We start from the raw sequence: 21,690 nt of genomic DNA, 5'->3' as shown, positions 1-21,690 counted from the left end.
ATGACGGTGGACATATCGCTCATCCTGGAAGCGCGCGACCTGACTGTTGGTCCCCCGACAGGCGCGGCGAACGTCCTCGACGGCGTGAGTTTCAAACTGCATTCCTCCGAGATTTTCGGCATCTACGGCGAGAGCGGCGCCGGCAAGACCGTGCTCAGCCGCGCTCTCGCCCATTGGTTGCCCGAGGGCCTTGCCTATCGCGGCGGCTCGGTCTTCTTTGCCGGTCGCGACATTTTGGACCGCTCGGCCAAAACGACATGGCGCATCGGCCGGGACGTCGCCTATATCGGCTCCAAGCCGCAGAGTTCGCTCGACCCGACCCAACCGGTCGGCGTTCAGATCGCCGAGAAGCTGCGCAGCGTGCGTCCCGAATGGACGACAAGGGATTGCCACGATCGCGTCATCCAGCTCCTCACCGAAGTCCGTATTCCTTCGCCGAAGGAGCGCTACTGGGAATACCCGTCCAAATTCTCAGGCGGTATGATGCAGCGCGCGATGATCGTCGACGCCATCTGCGCCGAACCGGCCGTGCTGATCGCCGACAACGTCACGCAGCCGCTCGATGTCACGATTGCCGCCCAGATCGTGGCGCTGCTGCACGACCTGTGCCTGCGTCACAAGATGGCGACGATCTATCTGTCGTCTTCGCTGGCGACACTCGGCCAGTTCGGCGGGCGCACTGCCGTGCTGCACCGTGGCCGGCTTGTCGAAGAGCAGGCCTTCGCCGAACTCATCCGCGCACCGCGCAGCGATTATACGAGCCGCGCGATCGCGAGCGTACCGCGGATCTGGTCGACCAGCGAGCGGCCGATGTCGCGGCGCAACACCACGGACGAGCCATTGATGCGTATCCAGGATGCGCACCGTACCTACCGGGCACGCAAGCGCGGTACCTTCAACACCTACCGCAACATCCTGGCGGTCAGAGGCGTCAGTTTCGATATCATGCCGCGCGAGAATTTTGGCATTGTCGGCGAATCCGGTTGCGGCAAGTCAACACTGACCCGCCTGCTGGCCTGGCTGGAAGAACCCGACCATGGCGAGATCGTTCTCGGCGGCGTCTCGCTGCGTACGCTCACCCCGCAGCAGCTCATCGAGAAGCGCGGCGAATTCCAGCTTATCCTGCAAGATCCCTACAACGCCTTGCCACCGCGCACGACCGTAGGCCGCATGATCGAGGAAAGCCTGCGCATCCGGGGTGGCAAGGGGCTTCGCGAGCGCGTGATGGCCGCCATACAGGAAGTGGGCCTGCCGGCACGCCTTTATGATGAACTGCCAAACGCGCTTTCGACCGGCGAACGCCAGCGCATTTCGATCGCCCGCGCCCTGATCCTGTCGCCGAAACTTCTCATTCTGGACGAGACCTTGTCGGCTCTCGACCAGGGCGAGCAGGCCAAGCTGATCGAGCTGTTCTCCACCCTGCAGGATAAGAACGACCTCACCTATGTCTTCATTTCCCACGACCTGGCCATGGTGAGGAAGGTCTGCACCCGGATAGCGGTTATGTACCTCGGAGAGATGGTGGAGATCGCGGACAACCACGAGCTTTTCTTCGACCCGCAGCATCCTTACACCAAGGCGCTGCTGTCGGCTGCTCCAACGCTGGAGGAGAAGCCGTTCGATTCCAACGACTACCTCCTCGAGGGCGAACCGCCGAGCCCGATCGACATTCCGCCCGGCTGCAGTTTCGCTTCGCGCTGCCCGAAGGTCTTTGGCCGCTGCCGGGTGGAGACGCCTCGCCTACGCGAACACACAGCCGGCAGGTTCGCGGCGTGTCATCTGCTCGACAAGATCGAAGACGGCCGCACCGTGGCGGCCTAATGCTTGTCGCCCAAAAGTGCGCAGCGGTTTTGGGATAACGACATGCATAAAAACAAAAATTAATGTTCAGCCGGCCGCGGTGACCATTCGCCAGAGCGTCTCGGTCAGCACGTCGAGCCCCTTGTCGAGCGCAATCTCGTCGGTGAACTCTTTCGGACTGTGGCTCACCCCCCCTCGGCTCGGCACGAAGATCAGCGAAGCGGGAACCCGCTTCTGTAGGGCGAGCGCGTCATGGCCGGCGACCGTCTTCATCGCCAGCGCCGAAAGACCGAGATCGCGTGCCACGGCGAGCGCCAGCGCAACACCGTCCGCGTCGAGCATGGCCGCGCCACGCCGTTCGTCCACGGCGATTTCGACAGAGCCGCCGAGAGGCACCAGGGCCGCCTTTGTTCTTGTCAGAAAACGGTCGCCCAGGGCGATTGCCACCGCCTCTTCCTCATGCCGGAACTCGAACCAGACCTGTACGCAGGACGGCACCACATTTGGCGAATTGGGAGAAACCGTGATGCGCGCGGCGGAAGCATGGGCGCCGGTGCGGCTCGCTTCGACCTCGTCGTAGAGAAGATCGATTGCGCGCGCCGCCGCCCGCAGTGCGTCGCGCCGCCGCCCCATCGGCGTTGGGCCGGTGTGAGACGGCTCGCCGCGAAAGACAAGCGAGAGTTTGCGTGCGGCCCAGGCGCCGGTGACGACACCGATGTCCGTGCCCGTCTCGTCGAGCTTCATGCCTTGCTCGACATGCAGCTCCAGGTAACTCACCGGCTCGAAGGGCAGGTCCCTCTCGCCGCGATAGCCCATAGCGGCAAGCGCATCGCCCAGGGTCGTACCATCGGCATCGGCGAGGCCGAGGGCAGTGGCGAGCGGGAAGGTGCCGGCATAGACGGAACTGCCGGTCAGGCTCGGCTGGAAGCGGGCGCCCTCCTCGTTGGTCCAGTTGGCAAGAACCAGATTGCGCCGCGCCGCGCCCGGCCTGTGCGTTGCGCGCGCGGCCACCGCTTCGACCGCCAGCAGGCCCGCCAGCACGCCATAGGCGCCGTCATAGAGTCCGCCCGTGGGCTGACTGTCGAGGTGAGAACCGACGATGACCGCCTCTGGCGCCGCCGGCGCCAGCGCTGCCGCGCCGAACATATTGCCGATTGCATCGACGTGGAGTGTGAGCCCTCGACGCGGGATTTCCGTCGCCAGCAGATCGCGTGCGGCACGGTCCTCCAACGACGCCGCCAGGCGTTTGACGCCGCCATCGCCGCTGTCGCCATGGCGGGCAAAGGCGGCGATGAGATCGTGAAGTTCCTGTGACATCGATTACTCGCGCTTGCCTGACGAAAAGGTGCGTCTCAGATGGGTCGATTTCGAGCGAAACCTCACGCCCGCGGCGTCAGCGGCCAGTCCATGACAATTTCGCGCAAGTCTTCCAGAGCCTTGCTGATCTGCAGCACGCCGAGATCGTCAAAGCGGTGGCCAATCACTTGAATGCCGATCGGCAGGTGCCGTTCATCGAAGGCGGTGCAGATGGTAGAGGCGGGTTGACCGGTCTGATTGAACATGGCGGTGAAGTGCGTATGGGCGAGCGGCATCTCGCGCGAAACGCCCGGCTCCTCGGCCGGAAAATTCACCACCGGCAAGGTCGGCGCGATGACATAGTCCCAACCCTCGAATGCCGCGAGCAGCGCCGACTTCATCTTTGCGATCTCGCCCAGGGCGCGGTAGAGATCGGCGCCGGAATGGCTGCTGCCGGCCAATGCCCACGCGCGGATATAGGGATCGATGTCGTCGTCGCCGTGCAGTGGCAGGCCGCAATATTCGACGAAACCGCGCACCTGGAGGAAAAGATCGATCGGTGCATAGGCGTCATGGTCGAGCGGCGACACAAACGGTTCGACATTGGCGCCTGCGCCCGCCAACAGCCGGCCGGCAGCCTCCACTGCCTCGCGCACGGCGGGTTCCGGCCTGAGCCCGAAGCCCATGTCGGTCAGGACGCCGATCCTGACACCCCTGAGGTCGCGCTCGAGGTGATTGTGATACAGGGCGCCATCGCCGGGAAAGCTCCAGGTATCGCGCTCGTCGGGACGCGCGAGCACGCTCAGCATGCGGGCAATGTCCTCGACGCGCCGTCCCATCGGACCCGCCATGCGCATGGTATCGGCAGGCAGGTGCGGCACTCGGCCATGGGTCGGCTTCAGCGATGCGAGACCGCATTGGGACGATGGCAATCTCACCGAACCGGCGATGTCGGTACCAACCGACAGAAAGCCCATGCCGGCCGCGACCGAGGCGCCGGCGCCGCTCGAGGAACCGCCGGTGTTCCAGGCCAGGCCCCACGGATTGCGGGTGACGCCGTGCAGCGAGCTGATGCCGGAAGCCATCAGTCCGCAATCGGGCATGGTGGTCTTGGCGAAGATCGGCGCGCCGCTTTCCATAAGCGCCAGCGCCGGCGGCGACGTATAGTCAGACGGCGGCAAGTCGCGGTTGGCGCCGATGCCGTGCCTGTAGGGCCAGCCGGCAATGGCGACGCTGTCCTTCACGGTTACCGGAACACCATCGAGAGGGCCGGCTTGTGTGCCGGCCCGGTAGCGCGCCTCGGAGGCTTGCGCGGCGGCGAGCGCCTGCTCCGGCCGGAAACAGAACAGGGCATTCACCGCCTTGTTGGTCGCCTGCGAATGATCGACGACGGTTCTGGTGACCTCGACCGGCGACAGTTCGCCCGTCGCATAGGCATTCACCAGCGCACCGACGCTCATGGCGACCAGACTTTCGATGGACATATGCAATTCCCTGTGGGTGAGGCGAAATGCCAGCGCCGACAGTGTCTGGATTACGAAGCTTGGCTGTGTTGCGGTAGGGCGTCGATCTGCCGGACAAGAAATGATGGAGCATGAGACATACCCCTTTGCGCCATTCCCAGCGAAACTACACTGGGAAGAACGGTTTGCAGCCGCGCTTCCCCATGTCCGCAAAGCAGACGAGCCAAGGCAGTATGAGCAGATTCGACGAGGAGCAAACTTTGGTTCAGGCGAGCATCCGCTCGCTGCCCGGTTGGCAAGAGCGCGCCGTCGTGGCCGAACCCGCCCTGCCCGTCCTCGCCTCGCCGAGCTGGCGCGGTGTCGATGGCTCGCCCTGGCGTGTCAGCGACACGGCGAGCGGCGAGACCCTGTTCGTCAAACTGATGGACCCCGATGCGCTCTTCTATATCGATGTCGCCTGCGCCTTCGAGGCAGCACAGCGGGCTTCCGATCTCGGCATCGGACCGAGGGTGCTCAAGGCCGATATTGCCTCCGGCATGCTGGTGATGGAGGATCTCGACAAGGGCTGGCGCGTCGGCACGCTCGACCAGTTGCTCGATACCGCCATCGTCGACAAGATCCTCGCCGCTCGACAGCGTTTCCAGGATGGCCCACCATTGCCGCGCACAGCCAGCGTATTCGACGAGATCGAGCGTTTTCATGCCGACGCGATCGCGGCGAACGCCGTACTTCCGTCGGAAGCGGACTGGCTGCTGGCGGAACTGCAACTCGCCGCCGAAGCCATGCGGCCGCTCGCAGCAAAAGCAGTGCCGGTCCATGGTGACGGCAACATTTCCAACGTGCTGATCAGCGATGCCGGCGAGGTACGGCTGGTCGACTGGGACCGGGCGGCCAATGCCGATCCGCTGGAAGATCTCGGCAGTTTTCTTGTCGAGGCCTTCGACGAGATGCCCGAAGCGCGCGACGCCTTTTCCCGCATGACCGGCGGCTTCGACGAAAGAGCCTTCAACCGGGCGTGGCTCTACGGTATCGCCGATGATTTGCGTTGGGGCCTGATCGGGGCGCTGGTTGCGGCGAAGTCGTCGCGCGATACGCATGAATTCTACAAATTCGCCAGCTGGCGATTCCTGCGTTGCCGAATGGCGCTGCGAGAGCCGCGCTTCGGCCAGGCGCTGCGGAGGGTCTGATGTCGATCAGGAAGGCCCTTGGTCAAGCCAGCAACGACCACGAACATGCACTGGAGCACGCGGTTGGTCGGGTGCCACAATGGCGAGGCCGCGATATCAGCTACGCCGCGCTCGTCGGTGGCCTTATGAACCAGAATTGGGTCGTCGAGGTCGCCGGAGACAGCCGAAGCTATTTCGTCAAGGTGCCGGGCGCGGGTTCGGAAATGTTCGTCGATCGCGTGGTCGCCAACCAAGCTGCACGCAACGCGCATTCCATTGGCGTAGGCCCCCAGGTCGTGTTCTTCGACCCCGGCGACGGCGTCGAGATCAGCGAATTCCTTCAGGGATATCGGGCCTGCACCAATGCGGATTTCTCCAGTGCCGCGATCCAGAGCGCGGTTCTCGATATCTATCGCCGTGTTCATGCCGGCCCGGCGCTGTCGCTGACCAAAACCATCTTCGACATGATCGACGAGCACATCGACCATGGCCGCCAACTCGGCTCGCATTTTCCGCCTGCCATGCCGTGGATCGAACACCGCTATGAGCAAGCCAGATCCGCATTCATGGCGTCCGGCCTGGACCTCGTTCCCTGCTTCAACGACCCCATGCCCGGCAATTTCCTGATCGGCCTCGACAGCGCAGGCCAGCTGCCGATGAAGCTGATCGACTACGAGTTCGCGTCCAACAATGAGCGCGCCTATGAACTCGGCGTCCTGTTCGCGGAAATGTTCTACGACGAAAAACTCATCCTTGAGCTGGTCGAGCAATATTATGGCTCGACCAAGCCCGATATTGTCGCCCGCGTCATGCTCAACCGCGCATTGGCCGACGTTAAATGGGCGTCCTGGGCGGTGGTGAATCGCAAGCTCAAGACCTGGGATTTCGACTACCAGAAATACGGCGTCTGGAAGTACATGCGCGCACGCGATGTCATGTACGACCCGCGTTGGGAGGCCTGGCTGCGCGCCATTTGAGCAAGCGCAGCCGTTCCGCTGGCGAACCCGTTAAATGGCTTCGTGCAGCGCCTCTTGCGCGGCATTCCAGGCGCCGGATGTGAAAGCACCGGCACCCGCCCTGTCGGCTTCTCCCCCGGAAAGAGGAATGGACGACCCCGAAACGAGCGGCCGAGCGAGTTGATGCGCTTCGCGTGGAGCCATGCCGAAATGCCGGCTGAAGGTGCGGGAGAAATGGGAGACGTTCTTGAAACCGACCCGGTAGGCGATCTCGGAGACCGTGAGGTGTCCCTTCGGATCGGCGACCAGCAACTCGTAAGCGCGCTGAAGACGCTTGACCTGCATAAATTGACCAACCGTCGTGTCGTCGTCGTTGAACAGGCTGTAGAGATAGCTGAGGGATATCCGGCTGCTGGCGGCGATCTTTCGCGGCGAAAGATCCTGGTTACCGAGATTGGTCTCGATGAAATCGAAGATGCGGCGGCGCAGGCGGTAGCGGGCGTTGCGCACGTCAAGGGTCGAACCACGATCCTCTGCGCCAATGGCAAGAGCAATAAAACCGAGGATCTCGGTGGCCAATGCCTCCGGATTGGGCGGAGGGCAATCGGCGAACAGGTCCACCACTCTGCGCAGCAGGTCGACCAGCAAGAGCGTCATCTGCCGGTTGGCGTCAAAGCGGCAGCCTATGTGATCGTCGACCGAGGCAAGGCGCCCTCTCAGCTCCACTGCCGGAATCCGAACCATCAGCAGGAGTGCCTCGGTGTCCGAGGAAATCTCATAAAACTCCATCTGGCTCAGAAGAATGTACTCGCCGGCATCGATCGTGCCTGAACGCCCGGCCTGGCTATAGTGGAGACGTTCGCTCAAGGGTACGACCAGCATATAGGACTGGTCACGCACACCGGCCACGCGTTCCCGGCTGCAGACGAGCTGGCGTTCGGCAACTGCCAGATCAACGAAAAGGCGGCCAATCTGGATCTGCCGTTGTGTTACCAGTCTGGTGCGAATACCCGGATTGTGCATCATGCTTGGTTCCTGTCCTCAACCTCCCTGTTGACAACTATTTGTTTTTATTCGCTCATTTCTGACACTCCCGCAACGATGACGTCGGTCCCCGCCTTGCGCAGTGCCGCGGCCAGCGTTCCTGAAGGCTGTTTGTCGGTGACGAGGCGGTCCACCTCATTCCATCGTGCACAGACTGAGACGGCGAGTTGATCGAACTTGCTGTGGTCGGCGACCACGATCGCCTCGGCAGCGCGCTCGATCATGGCGTTGTAGACGGCACCGGCCTCTTCGTCGGCGTCGTATATGCCTCGCGCGCTGATGCCGGTCGCGCCCACGATTGCCCGGTTGGCCTCGTAGCCGTTGATGCTGGCGATGGTCTGCGCACCGAGCAGATATCCCTCGCCGGGATGAAGCCTGCCGGCGCAGAACAACACGCGGATGGTTGGGTTGGTACCAAGCGCGCTGGCACTGGCGAAGTCGTGGGTGATGACCGTGATGTCCCGGTTGCGGGCCGCCAGGAACCGGGCGACGTGATAGGTGGTGGCCCCGCCGCCCAGCATCAGTACTTCCTTCGGAAGTATCCTTGCCGAAACCGCGGAAGCAATGGCTTCCCGTTCCGCGACCATTATCCGGCGACGGTCACTGCGCGCCGCCTCAAACGCAAATGGGCGAGAAGCGCCGCCATAGGTGCGGTTGATTAGCCCCTGTTCATGCAGTTCCAGCAGATCCCTGCGGATGGTCTCCCCGGAGACGCTCAAAGCCACCGCCAGTTCGGTGGCCCGCAATGTGGGTGCCGCAGCCAGTTGCGCCATGATGCGCTGTTGGCGAACCGCTTTGGAAAGCCGGTCCTTCTCCTGCATCGGTGAGGCAGACCGCTGCAGGCTCCCATCCTTCGTTGGCAAATGCGCTCCACTGCTCATCGACCGACCGGTCTCCATTCTGCTTGGAGCGAACTAACCGCTCACCCTGCCGTTCCGAACTGGGAAATCTTACGCATGGCTTCTGTGGATTGTCCACAGAAAATGTGGTACTGCCCTCATACTGGCTGTGAAGGCATCATCTCGTCTGCCTCTGCAAAATTGGTTGCATTGTGACAGGCAGCCATCCGCCGAGTGGTGGAAGCCATAAGCATGGGCACCAGATTTGGAATGAATCTTGCATGAAAATAGACCGGCCATATCGGATCTGGCTCGGGCACGTTTATGAACCTCATCAGCGTCGACATACGAATGCTCCGGTCTCTGCAATGTGTCGCGGAAACCGGCAGCATTACGGAGACGGCGCGGCGCCTCAGCCGCTCACAGCCGGCCATTACCCTGCAACTTCAGCGGCTCGACGACATTTGCGGCTGCAACCTGTTCCGTCATGACGGACGCAAGATGGTGCTCACTTCCGATGGCAGGCTGGTGCTTTCTTATGCAAATTCGATTCTTCGCCTGCACGACGAGCTGCTGTCGCGGCTCTCATCGCCCGATATCGAAGGCCAGGTGATCCTCGGCACCCCCGACCTCTATGCTGCCTATCTGCTGCCGTCGATCCTGGCCGTATTCCAGCGCGCCTTCCCGCGCGTCCAGGTCCAGCTTCAATGCTCGCTGTCGACGCCGCTGGTCGCGCAGGTCCATCGCGGCGAAATCGACATCGCGCTGGTCACGCGGATGAACGACTTCATCGGCGGGCGGGTCGTGCGTCAGGAACAGCTCGTCTGGATCACCGGGGAACACTCAACGGCGCATATCGAGACACCCTTGCCGCTGGCACTGCTGCCGCCTGGCAACATCTATCGCGACCACGCCATCGAGCACCTCGAAATGGCGGGCCGCCCCTGGCGCATCGCCTGTGTCAGCGAAAGCGTCAGCGGCCTCCAAGCCGCGGTGTTTTCGGGTATGGCCGTCACCGTTCTCGGCCGCAGCGCGCTCGTTTCGGGCATGCGCGAGATCGTCGCCAGAGTTGAATTTCCGACACTGCCAAAAGTCGACCTGCTGCTCTACAAGGCGCAAGGTGCGACCACACCGGCCGCCAAGGCACTGTACGACTATCTTTCGCATTATCTCAATATCAGCCGCGAGATCGGTGGTGTGCTGATGCCGGACTTGCGCGAAGCCGACAGCGAAGAACCAATCAGTTGAGCGGTGGCCATTCCTGCGCCCAGGGCTGCGCCTGCTCGAAGGCCCCGGCGAGAGCAATGATGGAGGTCTCCCGCATCCATGGCGCGATCATCTGCAGGCCGATCGGCAGACCCGAGGCATCGCGCCCGCAAGGGATCGTCGCGGCTGGCAGGCCGCACAGATTGACCGGCCAGGTGAAGGGCGACCAGCCCAGATGCGCGTCGACCGGTTGCCCATCGACACGGGAAGCGCCGAGAGTGCCGGCCGCGAAGGCTGTCACCGCGACTGTCGGCGTCAGCAATAGGTCGACGGTGCGAAACAGTTCGACGAACTGGCTCCTCAGCCGTGTGCGCAGATGCGTCGCCGCCATATAGTCCGCACCGCTGTAGCTGAGGCCCTTTCGAAGAACCGCGCGAAACTCGTCGTCCGAATCGATAAACGCATCCTCAGCGCGATCGCCGACCGATGCCGCTTGCTCCGTGAAGGCGATCGGCTTGAGCACCTTGTCCAGCATATGCGGGTCGAGGGCGAAAGGCACCTCGACGAGTTCGGCCCCGGCGGACGCCAGGATATCCACGGCAGCGATAAACGCCGCCCGGACTTGGCGGTCGACCGGCGCGTAGCCGAAATCGACAGAGAGAGCGACACGCAGGCCCCTGGCTGACGCCGGGGTCCTTGAATACTCCTGTGGCTTCAAGGCGAGCGAGGCGGCGTCGCGCACGTCGTAGCCCGCAATTGTCTCCAGCAGCCGGGCCGCGTCCGCGACCGTCCGCGCGATCGGGCCGGTATGCGCAAGCGATGCCCATGACGGCGGGAAGAAGCCGGGCGCGCGCGAAACGAGGCCAAAAGTCGGCTTGAGACCAAAGACCCCGCAGAACGAAGCCGGGACGCGGATTGAACCGACGCCGTCGGTGCCAATCGCCAGCGGGCCGCAGCCGGCGGCGACACCGGCGGCGGCACCGCCGCTGGAGCCGCCACTGGTGCGGTCCGGTGACCAGGGATTGCGGGTGACGCCGCTGACGGGACTGTCGGCGGTGAGCTTGTAGCCGGATTCACAGGTGGTCGTTTTGCAGGTTACGATGGCGCCGGCGTCACGCAGGCGGCGCACGACATGCGCATCGACCTCAGGCACGAAACCGGCGAGCGAAGGTGCGCCCGCTTTCGCCGGTTTACCGGCGACGAAGACGAGATCCTTGACGGTGATAGGAACGCCCGCCAGCGCACGGTTCTCAATGCCCTTTCGGTAGCGCTGTGCGATCACCTTGGCGGCGGAAACAGCCTCGTCATAAAGGTCGGTCACCACGATGTCGCAGACAGCGTCCGCGCGGCGGAGCGCCGACACCGTATCGTCGATCACGTCGACAGCGTCGAAACGGCCTGCTCTGTAGCCGGCGACCATGTCGGCGGCGGAAAGACGCGCAAGGTCGCCCGGCGCGCTGGCCGCGCCGAAATTGGCTGGATTGACGGTCATAAGCCCTCCCGGGCCGGACTCGCGCGGCCGAACCGCGCCGGCCGGCCGCTATTGTCCTTTTGTTGCACCCTGGCCGGCGTTTTGAAGCGCAGCCGCTACCGCTCGCCGTGCCATGACCATCACCAGATTGGCGCGATAGTCGCGATCCGCGTGGATATCGGAATTCAATCCCGATGGATCCATCGAGACGCGGTTGAGCGCATCCGGATCGAACCGCTCCTGCAGCGCCGCCTCGACGTCGAGCGCCCTGAAAACCGACGAGGCCGCACCGGTGACGGCGACACGCACCTTTCCGGCCGTCCGTGCGACGAACACGCCCACAAGCGCATAGCGCGACGCCGGGCTGCGGAATTTCGCGTAGGCCGCCATTTCGGCAACCGGGATGCGGAAACCGGTAACGATTTCCCCGGGTTCGAGCGCCGTCTCGAACATGTCGACGAAGAATGCGGCGGCGGCGACCGTCCGCCTGGTCGTGATCACGGTGGCATCAAGCGCCAGGATCGCCGCCGGATAATCGGCGGCTGGATCGTTGTTGGCGACGGAACCGCCGATCGTGCCGCGATGGCGCACTTGCGGGTCGCCGATCTGCCCGGCGAGCGCGGCCAGTGCGGGGATATGCGCCCGCACCAGCGCGGAGGACGCCACGTCGTAGTGGCGCGCCATGGCGCCGACCACCAACGCGCCCTCCTCCAATTCGATCTCGCGAAGTGCTGCCACCGCCGAGAGATCGATGATCGCGGCCGGCGCGGCCAGGCTTTGCTTCATGGCAGGCAGCAAGGTCATGCCGCCGGCCAGGATTTTGGCATCGTCGTGCTTGGCCAGCAGAGCGGCCGCCGCCACGGTCGTCGCGGGCTTCAGATAGGCGAAGGATTTCATCGAAGCCTCCTCATTCGGCCGCGAGCGCGGCGCGCGAATTGCGGATGATGTTCCAGATCCGGTTCGGCGTGGCCGGCATATCGACATGGGTGATGCCCAGCGGCTGCAGGGCGTCGACCACGGCGTTGATGACGGCAGCTGGTGAGCCGATGGTGCCGCACTCGCCGCAGCCCTTCACGCCCATCGGCGTATGTGTGCAGGTGGTGGAGTGCGGCGCAACGACGATCGCCGGGAAATTGTCGGCGCGCGGCATGCAATAGTCCATGAAGGACCCGGAGAGCAGCTGTCCGGAGCTCTCGTCGTAGACGCCGTGCTCGAACAGCGCCTGGCCGACGCCCTGGGCGATGCCGCCTTGCAACTGACCCTCGACGATCATCGGATTGATGATCGTGCCGACATCGTCGACGGCGGTATAGCGCTCGAGCGTCACCGTGCCGGTGTCAGGGTCGATCTCGACTTCGGCGAAATGCGCCCCGCCGGGATAGGTGAAGTTGACCGGGTCGTAGTAGGATTGCTCCTCAAGCCCGGGCTCGAGCGTTTCCAGCGGATAGTCGAACGGCACATAGGCCGCACCGGCGATCTCGGTGAACTTCTTCTTGCGATCCGTGCCGGCGACGGAGAACTCCCCGGCGTCGAAGACGATATCCCCTAGGTCGGCCTCGAGCTGGTGTGCCGCGATCTTCCTCCCCTTCAGGATCACCTTGTCGGCCGCCTTCGAAAGCGCTGCGCCACCGACGACGAGCGAGCGCGAGCCGTAGGTGCCCATGCCGAACTGCACCTTGGCGGTGTCGCCGCAGACGATGTCGATATCCTCGAACGGCACGCCAAGACGATCCGAGACGATCTGCGCGAAGGTCGTCTCGTGGCCCTGGCCGTGATTGTGGGTGCCGATCAGCACGGTGACGGCGCCGGTTGGATGCACTCGCACCGTGGCACTTTCGTAGAGACCACCGCGCGCCCCGAGACTGCCGGCGAGCCGCGATGGCGCAAGCCCACAGGCTTCGACGTAGGTGGAGAGTCCGAGGCCGCGATATTTGCCGCGGTGCGCCGATTCCAGCCGCCGCTGCTCGAAGCCTTCCACATCGGCGAGCTTCTCGGCCCGGTCGAGGCAACCCATCGGATCGCCGCTGTCATACTCGACGATGACCGGCGTCTGATAGGGATAGGCCTCTGTCGGGATCATGTTGCGACGTCGGATCGCGCGCTTGTCGATGCCCATCTCGATCGCCGCTACATCGACCAGACGTTCCAGCACGAAGGTCGCTTCAGGCCGCCCGGCGCCGCGATAGGCATCGACGGGAACGGTGTTGGTGAACACCACCTTGACCGAGCAGTGGATCGCCGGCATGCGATAGACCCCCGACAGCAGCGGGGCATAAAGATTGGTCGGGATATTGGGCCCGAAGGTCGAGAGGTAGCCCCCCATATTGGCGAGCGTGCGCACCCTCAAACCCAGAAATTTGCCGCTCTCGTCGAGGGCCAGGTCGGCCTCGGTAAAATGGTCGCGGCCATGGGCATCGGAGACAAAACCTTCCGACCGCTCGCATACCCACTTGACCGGCAGCCCGAGCTTGGCGGCGGCCCAGGTGACGACGGCTTCCTCGGCATAGTGGAACTGCTTGACGCCGAAACCACCGCCGACGTCGGGCGCCACGACGCGTAATTTGTGCTGGGGGATATGAAGCACGAACTCGCCCATCAAGAAGCGCACCACATGCGGAAACTGGCTGGTGGTCCACAGCGTGTGCTGGCCGGTGGCGAAATCGTACTCGCCGATCGCCGCGCGTGGCTCCATCGGATTGCCGATAAGGCGGTTGTTGACCAGCTCGATGCTGGCGACATGCGCGGCGTCAATGAAAGCCGCCTCGACGGCGGCGGCGTCGCCCAGTTCCCAGTCGCAGCAAAGATTGTCCGGAATGTCGTCATAGACGGCGGGCGCCCCCGCCTGCAAGGCTTCGACGACGCTGACCACGGCGGGCAGGATCTCGTACTGGACGTCGATCGCCTCCACCGCGCTCCGCGCCTGCTCGACCGTTTCCGCCACCACGAAGGCGACGGCGTCGCCGACATGGCGCACCTTGCCATGCGCGATCGGCGGGTGCGGCGGCTCTTTCATCGGGTTGCCGTCCTTGCCATGGATGCCCCAGCCGACCGGCAGGCCGCCGACATTGTCGGCTTTCAGGTCTTCGCCGGTATAGACCGCCACCACGCCCGGCATCGCACCGGCCGCCGTCACGTCGATCGCCCCAAGCCGGGCATGCGCGTGCGGCGAGCGCAGGAACGCGCCGAACAGCATGCCGGGCCGCTTGATGTCGGCGACGTAGTTGCCACGCCCGGTGACGAAGCGCAGATCCTCCTTGCGTTTTGGCGACGCGCCGATGCCGACCACTTTTGACATGTTCATGAGTCCCTCACTTCGCATCGCGCATGGCGGCAGCGCCGGCGATCACCGATTTGACGATGTTGTGGTAGCCGGTGCAGCGGCAGAGATTGCCCTCCAGCCAATCGCGCACCTCGACCTCGCTCGGATCGGGATTGCGCCCGACGAGGTCGACCGCGCTCATCAGCATGCCTGGCGTGCAGAAGCCGCACTGCAGTCCATGGTTTTCATGGAAGGCCTGTTGCATCGGATGCAACTTCGCCTGCCCGGCGGCCGACAGGCCTTCGACCGTCATCACCGAGCCGCCATCGGCCGAGACCGCCAGCATGGTGCAGCTCTTCACGGACTCGCCGTTGAAATGCACCAGGCAAGCACCGCATTGGCTGGTGTCGCAGCCGACATGCGTTCCGGTGAGCGAGAGCTGCTCACGCAGCAGCTCCACCAGCAGCATCGCCGGTTCGACCGAGACGCTGACCGGGCGTGCATTGAGCGTGAGACTGATTTCCATGACGGGCTCCAAATCCTTACGGAGGTCTAGGCAAGCAAATGTGCGCGGTCGATCAGCCATGCCGCAAGGACGCTGTCGCCGACTTCGAACAGATTCTCGAAAAAACGGCGCTCCGGCACATAGGCGACGAATTCCTCCTCGCCGGCTGCGTCCAGCATCACCTTGACGAAATTGCCCTGATACTCGATGCCGAGGATTGTCGCCGGCACCGACGCCATGTCCTGCTCGGACAGTGCCGTGCCCTTGCGGAAGAGCTCGACATCGTCGCGCCGCACCGCGATGTCGATCGCCTGGCCGGCCTCCAGCCGGGCACCGGCGTGCATCGGAATCTGAATGCCGGCGATCTCGGGGCTGGCGATCATCGCCCGCGTGCCGTTGATCTTGCCGACCTTGCCGCTGAGCACATTCTGCCCGCCGAGAAACTCCGCAACGTAGCGATCCTTGGGCGCGGCATAGATTTCGCGCGCCGGACCGGACTGCTTGATCTTGCCGTTTTCCATGACGACGACCATTTCGGCGAGGGCGATGGCCTCGAGCTGGGTGTGCGTGACATGGACGAAAGTGATGCCGAGTTCGCGCTGCATGCGCCGCAGTTCTGCGCGCATCCTGATGCGCAGATGTTCGTCGAGCGCCGACAGCGGCTCGTCGAGCAGCAGCACCCGCGGTTCGGTGATCGCCGCGCGCGCAAGCGCCACGCGCTGCTGCTGGCCGCCGGAAAGCTGCGCCGGGAGACGATCGGAAAACTCGGTCATCCGCACCTTCTCGATCATGGCGTCGGTCTTGGTGTAGCGCTCGGCCTTCGACAACCCGCGAACCCGGAGCGCGAAGGCGATGTTGTCGCGCACCGTGAGATGCGGAAACAGCGCGTAGGACTGGAACATCATAGCCGTGCGGCGCTCGACCGGCGGCAGGCCGACGACGTTCTCGCCGCCGATCATGATCTCGCCGACGGTCGGATCCTCATGGCCGGCAATCATGCGCAGGATCGTGGTCTTGCCGCAGCCTGACGGGCCGAGGATGCAGCAATAGGCGCCGTCCGGTATCTTCAGATTGACGCCGTCGACCGCATAGGCGAAGCCATCATAGCTTTTGGCGACGCCGGCAAGCTCGATATTGCCCTTGCCGAAGCTCATGCAGCACCTCCCTGCTGGCCGGCAGGCGCGCGCGCCTCACGCCGTTTCTGCATGAAGGCGATGGTGCCGAGGCTTGCCCCGATGACAACAAACGAGACGATCGTGGTTACGGTGCCAAGCGCATAGAGCGCCGGTGAGGTGATGTTCAGCGTCATGCTCCAGATCTCCAGAGGCAGCGTGTTGAGCGAGCCGGCCGTCTGCAGCGTCCGGGCAAATTCGTCATAGGAGAGCGTGAAGCCGAACAGCGCGACAGCGACGATGCCGGGCGCCAGCACCGGGATGACGACGAGCCGGATCGTCTGCCAGGGCGAGGCGCCGAGGTCGCGCGCCGCTTCTTCCCATGCGTGGTCGAAGCGCGACATGACGGCGAACATGACCAGCACGCCGAAGGGCAGCGTCCATGAAAGCTGCGCGCCTAGTGCGGAGGTGAACAGGCTTGCGTCGATGCCGACCGCGTTGAAGATGAGCCCGACACCAATGCCGAGCACCAGGCCAGGAGCGACCAGACTGCCGATCATCAGATAGAAGACGACCGTGTCGCCGGCGAAGCGCTTGCGAAAGCCAAGCCCGGCCAGGAACGACACGAGCACGGTCAGCACCGTGACCACGATCGCAAGCTCGAACGAGCGCTCGAAGGAGCCTTTGACGTCACCGGTGCGGACCTGCGTGAACAGGTCGACGAACCAGTGCAGGGACAGGCCCTTCATCGGGAACACCAGCCCGCCGCGCAGATCCTGGAAGGACAGGATGTAGATGCAGGCCATCGGCCCGTAGAGCGCCAGCAGATAGAGCGTGAACAAGGTGGCAAGCACGTAGAAGGTCCACGGCCGGCGGCCGCCGGCCGGCGCGATCGCCCGGCTCCTGCGCGCCGGTGCGCTGGCTGAGGTAACGTCCGAGATACGGGCCAGGCTCATCGCGTAATCTCCTTGCGGATGTCGACGAAGCGCAGGATCAGGCCGACCGTGATGACGAGGATTATCGTCAGCAGAACAGCACTCGCCGCGGCGGTCGGATATTGCAGCACCGAGATGTCCTCGTAGAAGGCGCCGACGACGGAGGCCGAACCACCGCCCGACATCACCTTGACCACGAAGAAGTCGCCCATGACGATCGAGATGACGAAGATCGAGCCGAGCGCGATGCCGCTTTTCGACAGCGGCACGATGATCAGGCGCATGATGTCGAAACGGCTGGCGCCGGCGTCGACCGCGGCCTCGACGACACGTTTGTCGATGCGGCCCATGGCGTTGAAGATCGGCACGATCATGAAGATGGTAAGCTGGTGGACATAGGCGACCACCACCGCGAAGCTCGAAAACAGCAGGAATTCGAGCGGCTGGTCGATCAGACCGAGCCTGATCAAGGCCGCGTTGACCAGCCCTTCCTTGCCGAGCAAGGGGATCCAGGAAATCATCCGGATGATGTTCGAGGTCCAGAACGGCACGGTGCAGAGCAGGAACAGCCCAAGCGCAAGCAACGGGTTCCTGACATGGAAGACGAGGAAATAGGCAACGAAAAAGCCGATCAGCAGGCTGAAAAACCAGGTCAGCACGGTGAACTTGATCGTCTCGTAATAGAGATTGAACGTCAGTCCCGAAGTCAGGATCTCGGTATAATTGTCGAGGTTGAAGGCCGGGAACAATCCGCCAAAGCCGTCGGTCTCGAAGAAGCTCGCCGCCACCACGGCGATCAGCGGCAGCACGAAGAACGGGATCAGCACGACGACGAGCGGCGCCACATAGGCCCATCCGGCCAGATTTCGCTTGAACGCAGCGCTTTGCGCCATCGCGGCTCTCCGAAGATTTTCGGATGAAGGTGTGGATCGGGCACGGCGCGCCCGATCCGGTCCATCTCAAGCGACCTTGAAGTCGTTCCAGCGCTTGTTCATGTAGGCCGCCTCGTCCATGAGCGTGTTCCAGCACGAGATGTTCTTGACCCGCTCGAGGAAGGAGCCGCCATCGCGCACCGTGCCTGCCTTCTCCATCGGGATGCCATAAGGATCCTTGATCTCGTCGGGAGCAGGCTTGCCGTCGTACCAGTAGTCCCACTCGGCGGCGGTGAGGAACGGCTTGGCCTTGGTCGGCACCGGGCTGTAGTAGCCGTAGCGGGCGACGAAGGCGCCCTGCCAGCCGGTATAGTACCAGTTGATGTATTCGTAGGCGGCGTCGAGCTTCTTGCCGGTGAGGTGCTTCATCAGGCCCATGCCGTTGCACCAGCCGCGATAGCCTTCCTTGTCGCCCTTCTTGTTGACCGGCGCGTAGACGCAAGGGATCTCCTTGACGCGCACCGCGGCGACGGCTGGCGACCACATCGACTGGATGATGACCTCGCCGGCCGCCATCAGCTGCACCGACTGGTCGAATGTGGTCCAGGTGGCGCGGAAGTGGCCCGACTTCTTCAGCTCGATCAGCTTGTCGATGGTGAAGTCGATCTCGGCCTTGGTCATGTTGCCCTTGTTGGCGTATTTGATCAGGTCGGCGCTCTCGAAACACAGCGCGGCGTCCATGATGCCGATGGCCGGCACGTCGAGGATCGCCGCCTTGCCCTTGAATTTCGGATCGATCAGTTCCTTCCATTCGGTGACCGGATGGCCGACCAGGTCGGGTCGGTAGCCGATCGAATCCGCATTGTAGACCTGCGGCAGGAACGTCGCCCAGTCGGTGACACCGTCATGCAGCTCGGTCGCGTCCGGCGTCTCTATGTACATCGCCTCGTAGGGCGAAATGCCCTGCCGCGACACGACGGCGCCGTCGATCTCGCCCTTGGTGAAGATCGGCAGGATGTTGTCGAACTCCTTGATCTTCTTGATTTCGATGCCCTGGATAACGCCGCGCTTGGCGGCGAGCTTGGCCTGCCAACCCTCCAGATCGGCGATATCGACCGAATTCGGCTGGGTGATGAAGCGGTTGATGGCGGCCGAGGTGTCGAGATTCTGCATCGTCACCTTGAAGCCGAGATCCTTGGCAGCCTGGTCGCCGATGGCCTTCACCACCGAGTAGGAAACACCGAGATGGCGCAGTTCAATGTCCTTGATCTCCTGGGCCCAGATCGTCGGAAAGCCGCCGATCGCACCCGATCCGACGGCCGCGCCTGCAGCCGCCGCGCTGCCTTTGAGAAACTTTCTTCTGGTCAGTGAGTTCGTCGACTCTTTCACCTGTTTCATGGTCAAACCCTTCCCCTGCATGCCGAACCTGTCGTCGGCAATCCACATTCTTTCGATGTCTGGCTGCCTGCTGGGGGCAGGATATATTTTTTGTGCGGGCCGCCAAATTAGAAGTAAAAATTCCAATCATAAGCCAGGCAAATCTGCCGACGATATGAGCACGGGCAAGCACAAACCTGCCAAAACATATGCAGAAACCTCAGTTCCCTGGGTTTTTTTGCCAGAAGATTCAGCAAATTGGCGATTCTGTTGCGCGAAGACGCGCAGTAGCCGAATGAAAAGTAACTTCGATGCGCTATGGCCGAGGCCACCGTGCTGAATCTAAGAACACACCTTGTAAACGTTTCAGGTTCGAAAGGGTCTTGAGGGGCACGTCCTTCTGGCAGTTCCAGATTGTGCGACTTTGCCCTGGCAATTTTTATAGCATGGCTCCAGTTCGGCTGGACGTCGCATCTTCAGATTGCCTCTGCAGCATTCTCGATCGGGCGCTCGAACCATCCCATTGGCACGCTTGCGGCAACCACATCGAGCGGCTAGAACGATGTCGCCGCTGTCCCAGTCGTCGCCCTTCAGGCGAACCGGGAAACTGCCGGCCTGCATTTGCTCCTCGATCCTGGCACTGACCGCCTCCGACATCTTGCCCAGATTTCGAGGACTATCGACAGCACTGGTCGATTTTTCCCAGCTGGACTGAACAGATTTCACGATCGGAAACGCCGTCGGGCAGATGAAGATCGGAGCTTCCAGGAGACGCTGATACTACCCGGCCAGCCGATGAGCGGGCCGCAGCCGCGGTCTACGATCATGCGGCATCGTCCGGTTCGCCACGACGAGGCGCGCGAGCGCGCCGCCGAACTGCTCAGGCGTGTCCGCGTCAGCCATCCGGAGCGGGTGCTGGGCCTCTATCCGCACGAACTGTCCGGCGGCATGCGGCAGCAGGCCAACATCGCCATCGCCATTGCGCTCGACCCGCCGCTGCTGGTGCTGGACGAGCCGACGACGGCGTTGGATGCCAGCGTCCAGTCCGAGATCATCGCCATCCTGCAGGATCTTCGCAGGGACCACAAAACCAGCGTTCTTCTGATCAGCCACGACATCAACATGATCCGCCGATCCTGCGACCGGGTGGCGGTGATGCAGTCGGGAACCGTGGTCGAAAGCGGCGCCGCCGGCGATGTCTTCGACAACCCAAGCCATGCTTACAGAAAGGCGCTCATCGCCTCGATCCCGGCACTTAACTACACCAAGCGGGACGGAAGGCTGGCTGAGACGGATGGACCCGATCCGACGGCGACAATCTCGGATGAAAATGCCGGCTCGCCAAAAGAACGTCAGATCGCGATCGCCTGCAAAGGCATCAGCCATTCCTTCGGCAGCCAGCCAGTGCTGCACGAGATCGACGTCAGCATCGGCTTGGGCGAAACATTCGGGCTGATCGGCGAGTCCGGTTCCGGCAAGTCGACATTGGCGAGGATCGTCACCGGCCTGCAGATCCCAAGTACCGGATCGGTCGCGCTGTTCGGCAAGACGGTCGTACCGCGCGTCGAGAAGAGAAATCTTGGCGAACGACGCGACGTGCAATGGTCTTCCAATCACCGGACCGCACGCTCAACCCACGGCAAAAGATAGGCAGGATTTTGGGCCGCCCTTTGCGGCGGCTTGCCGGTCTGCGCCGCCGCGACGTGAAGCAGCACGTCAGTGATTTGCTTGCTTCGGTTCGTCTGGCCAGCAGCACGGCTGAGCAAAAGTCGCGGTCGCTGTCCGGCGGCCAGCGACAGCGAGCGGCCATTGCGCGCGCCTTCGCCGGCGTGCCGAAAATCGTCGTGCTGGACGAGCCCACCTCGGCGCTCGACGTTTCCATCCAGGCGACCGTTCTCAACCTTCTCAACGACCTGCAGCGGGACAAGGACACGACCTATCTGTTCATCAGCCAGGACCTCAGGGTCGTACGCTACATGGCTGACAGGATCAGCGTGCTCTATCGCAGCCGTCTCGACGAGACCGGTTCATCCGACCAGATTTTTCGCGGCCCCAATCATCCCTATACGAAACGAAACTCCTGCTGGCGGCGTCCTCGGATGAGACCGCGCCGAAGATCTCGGCTCAGCTCGACATTACGGCAGCCGATTTCCCGAGCAGCGGATGTTCTTTCGCCGATCGGTGCCCCCGAGCTCTCCCCGACTGCAGAAAATCAGAACCGCCGGTCAGGCAGGTCGGCGACGGTCATCTGATCGCATGCTGGCGGCATGGCGAAAGCTTCTGACATTCGAATCATCAGCATTCTGAAGGAGCAACAGGCCTGGCGTTTGCTACAAAGCGGGGATGCACGTGCAAGCTTTGGCCTGACTGAATGTTAGGAGCGCGACCC

16 protein-coding genes and 1 pseudogene are annotated in these 21,690 nt (G+C 63.1%); 5 read left to right on the top strand and 12 right to left on the bottom strand.

What is annotated here, in order from left to right; translation table 11 throughout:
• Nucleotides 1–1,821 (top strand): ABC transporter ATP-binding protein, encoded by a 1,821-nt coding sequence (locus NKJ94_RS20310; protein WP_352527296.1) that lies wholly within the window; start codon nt 1–3, stop codon nt 1,819–1,821.
• A 66-nt stretch (nt 1,822–1,887) separates the two neighbouring features.
• Here NKJ94_RS20310 and NKJ94_RS20305 read toward each other — a convergent pair whose 3' ends face one another.
• The gene (locus NKJ94_RS20305) at nt 1,888–3,117 is read right to left on the bottom strand and encodes an allantoate amidohydrolase (protein WP_352527295.1); all 1,230 of its coding nucleotides are present in this window, start codon (nt 3,115–3,117) and stop codon (nt 1,888–1,890) included.
• 62 nt (nt 3,118–3,179) lie between these two features.
• A complete protein-coding gene (locus NKJ94_RS20300; RefSeq protein ID WP_352527294.1) occupies nt 3,180–4,580 on the bottom strand; it encodes an amidase in 1,401 nt (466 codons plus the stop codon).
• Nucleotides 4,581–4,819: 239 nt separating this feature from the next.
• Between NKJ94_RS20300 and NKJ94_RS20295 the strand changes: the two genes are divergently transcribed.
• Nucleotides 4,820–5,746, top strand: a complete 927-nt coding sequence (locus NKJ94_RS20295; RefSeq protein WP_352527293.1) for a phosphotransferase — start codon at nt 4,820–4,822, stop codon at nt 5,744–5,746.
• A complete protein-coding gene (locus NKJ94_RS20290) occupies nt 5,746–6,702 on the top strand; it encodes a phosphotransferase (RefSeq protein WP_352527292.1) in 957 nt (318 codons plus the stop codon). The genes NKJ94_RS20295 and NKJ94_RS20290 overlap by 1 nt, the downstream gene beginning before the upstream one ends.
• Nucleotides 6,703–6,732: 30 nt before the next feature.
• On the opposite strand, the gene NKJ94_RS20285 is transcribed toward NKJ94_RS20290, so the two are convergent.
• Together NKJ94_RS20285 and NKJ94_RS20280 are read right to left on the bottom strand one after the other, a co-directional pair.
• The gene (locus tag NKJ94_RS20285; RefSeq protein WP_352527291.1) at nt 6,733–7,707 is read right to left on the bottom strand and encodes an AraC family transcriptional regulator; all 975 of its coding nucleotides are present in this window, start codon (nt 7,705–7,707) and stop codon (nt 6,733–6,735) included.
• Nucleotides 7,708–7,751: 44 nt separating this feature from the next.
• Entirely contained in the window at nt 7,752–8,606 is an 855-nt protein-coding gene (locus tag NKJ94_RS20280; RefSeq protein ID WP_352527290.1) for a DeoR/GlpR family DNA-binding transcription regulator, read from the bottom strand.
• Between the two features lie 282 nt (nt 8,607–8,888).
• Between NKJ94_RS20280 and NKJ94_RS20275 the strand changes: the two genes are divergently transcribed.
• Nucleotides 8,889–9,812: a LysR substrate-binding domain-containing protein gene (locus NKJ94_RS20275; protein WP_352527289.1), complete on the top strand. Its 924-nt coding sequence runs from the start codon at nt 8,889–8,891 to the stop codon at nt 9,810–9,812.
• Here NKJ94_RS20275 and NKJ94_RS20270 read toward each other — a convergent pair.
• From NKJ94_RS20270 to NKJ94_RS20235, 8 genes are all read right to left on the bottom strand, one after another.
• Nucleotides 9,805–11,262 (bottom strand): amidase, encoded by a 1,458-nt coding sequence (locus tag NKJ94_RS20270; protein WP_352527288.1) that lies wholly within the window; start codon nt 11,260–11,262, stop codon nt 9,805–9,807. The two genes, NKJ94_RS20275 and NKJ94_RS20270, sit on opposite strands and share 8 nt — an antisense overlap.
• Nucleotides 11,263–11,310: 48 nt before the next feature.
• Nucleotides 11,311–12,138, bottom strand: a complete 828-nt coding sequence (locus NKJ94_RS20265; protein WP_352527287.1) for an FAD binding domain-containing protein — start codon at nt 12,136–12,138, stop codon at nt 11,311–11,313.
• A 10-nt stretch (nt 12,139–12,148) separates the two neighbouring features.
• The gene (locus NKJ94_RS20260) at nt 12,149–14,536 is read right to left on the bottom strand and encodes a xanthine dehydrogenase family protein molybdopterin-binding subunit (protein ID WP_352527308.1); all 2,388 of its coding nucleotides are present in this window, start codon (nt 14,534–14,536) and stop codon (nt 12,149–12,151) included.
• Between the two features lie 13 nt (nt 14,537–14,549).
• Entirely contained in the window at nt 14,550–15,026 is a 477-nt protein-coding gene (locus tag NKJ94_RS20255) for a (2Fe-2S)-binding protein (RefSeq protein ID WP_352527286.1), read from the bottom strand.
• A gap of 26 nt (nt 15,027–15,052) precedes the next feature.
• Nucleotides 15,053–16,159: an ABC transporter ATP-binding protein gene (locus NKJ94_RS20250; RefSeq protein WP_352527285.1), complete on the bottom strand. Its 1,107-nt coding sequence runs from the start codon at nt 16,157–16,159 to the stop codon at nt 15,053–15,055.
• Nucleotides 16,156–17,073, bottom strand: a complete 918-nt coding sequence (locus NKJ94_RS20245) for an ABC transporter permease (protein ID WP_352527284.1) — start codon at nt 17,071–17,073, stop codon at nt 16,156–16,158. The genes NKJ94_RS20250 and NKJ94_RS20245 overlap by 4 nt, the downstream gene beginning before the upstream one ends.
• On the bottom strand, nt 17,070–17,945 hold the full coding sequence (locus tag NKJ94_RS20240; protein ID WP_352527283.1) for an ABC transporter permease: 876 nt from the start codon (nt 17,943–17,945) through the stop codon (nt 17,070–17,072). The genes NKJ94_RS20245 and NKJ94_RS20240 overlap by 4 nt, the downstream gene beginning before the upstream one ends.
• Before the next feature lie 66 nt (nt 17,946–18,011).
• Complete coding sequence (locus tag NKJ94_RS20235) at nt 18,012–19,322, bottom strand: ABC transporter substrate-binding protein (RefSeq protein ID WP_352527282.1); 1,311 nt, start codon at nt 19,320–19,322, stop codon at nt 18,012–18,014.
• A 600-nt stretch (nt 19,323–19,922) separates the two neighbouring features.
• Here NKJ94_RS20235 and NKJ94_RS20230 point away from each other — a divergent pair.
• Nucleotides 19,923–21,553: pseudogene (locus NKJ94_RS20230) on the top strand (ATP-binding cassette domain-containing protein).
• Nucleotides 21,554–21,690: the final 137 nt, after the last annotated feature.

It is taken from the genome of Mesorhizobium sp. M0060 (genome assembly GCF_040323155.1).
In the GTDB taxonomy this organism is placed as follows: Bacteria; Pseudomonadota; Alphaproteobacteria; order Rhizobiales; family Rhizobiaceae; genus Mesorhizobium.
The sequence above is the reverse complement of the archived record's forward strand: the minus strand, read 5'-3'. Positions and strand labels throughout refer to the sequence as shown.

What these genes read in the sequence shown, in the direction of transcription:
- NKJ94_RS20310 (WP_352527296.1), top strand. Translation starts at nt 1, where the DNA reads ATGACGGTGGACATATCGCTCATCCTGGAAGCGCGCGACCTGACTGTT.
- NKJ94_RS20305 (WP_352527295.1), bottom strand. Translation starts at nt 3,117, where the DNA reads ATGTCACAGGAACTTCACGATCTCATCGCCGCCTTTGCCCGCCATGGC.
- NKJ94_RS20300 (WP_352527294.1), bottom strand. Translation starts at nt 4,580, where the DNA reads ATGTCCATCGAAAGTCTGGTCGCCATGAGCGTCGGTGCGCTGGTGAAT.
- NKJ94_RS20290 (WP_352527292.1), top strand. Translation starts at nt 5,746, where the DNA reads ATGTCGATCAGGAAGGCCCTTGGTCAAGCCAGCAACGACCACGAACAT.
- NKJ94_RS20285 (WP_352527291.1), bottom strand. Translation starts at nt 7,707, where the DNA reads ATGATGCACAATCCGGGTATTCGCACCAGACTGGTAACACAACGGCAG.
- NKJ94_RS20280 (WP_352527290.1), bottom strand. Translation starts at nt 8,606, where the DNA reads ATGAGCAGTGGAGCGCATTTGCCAACGAAGGATGGGAGCCTGCAGCGG.
- NKJ94_RS20275 (WP_352527289.1), top strand. Translation starts at nt 8,889, where the DNA reads ATGAACCTCATCAGCGTCGACATACGAATGCTCCGGTCTCTGCAATGT.
- NKJ94_RS20270 (WP_352527288.1), bottom strand. Translation starts at nt 11,262, where the DNA reads ATGACCGTCAATCCAGCCAATTTCGGCGCGGCCAGCGCGCCGGGCGAC.
- NKJ94_RS20265 (WP_352527287.1), bottom strand. Translation starts at nt 12,138, where the DNA reads ATGAAATCCTTCGCCTATCTGAAGCCCGCGACGACCGTGGCGGCGGCC.
- NKJ94_RS20260 (WP_352527308.1), bottom strand. Translation starts at nt 14,536, where the DNA reads ATGTCAAAAGTGGTCGGCATCGGCGCGTCGCCAAAACGCAAGGAGGAT.
- NKJ94_RS20255 (WP_352527286.1), bottom strand. Translation starts at nt 15,026, where the DNA reads ATGGAAATCAGTCTCACGCTCAATGCACGCCCGGTCAGCGTCTCGGTC.
- NKJ94_RS20250 (WP_352527285.1), bottom strand. Translation starts at nt 16,159, where the DNA reads ATGAGCTTCGGCAAGGGCAATATCGAGCTTGCCGGCGTCGCCAAAAGC.
- NKJ94_RS20245 (WP_352527284.1), bottom strand. Translation starts at nt 17,073, where the DNA reads ATGAGCCTGGCCCGTATCTCGGACGTTACCTCAGCCAGCGCACCGGCG.
- NKJ94_RS20240 (WP_352527283.1), bottom strand. Translation starts at nt 17,945, where the DNA reads ATGGCGCAAAGCGCTGCGTTCAAGCGAAATCTGGCCGGATGGGCCTAT.
- NKJ94_RS20235 (WP_352527282.1), bottom strand. Translation starts at nt 19,322, where the DNA reads ATGAAACAGGTGAAAGAGTCGACGAACTCACTGACCAGAAGAAAGTTT.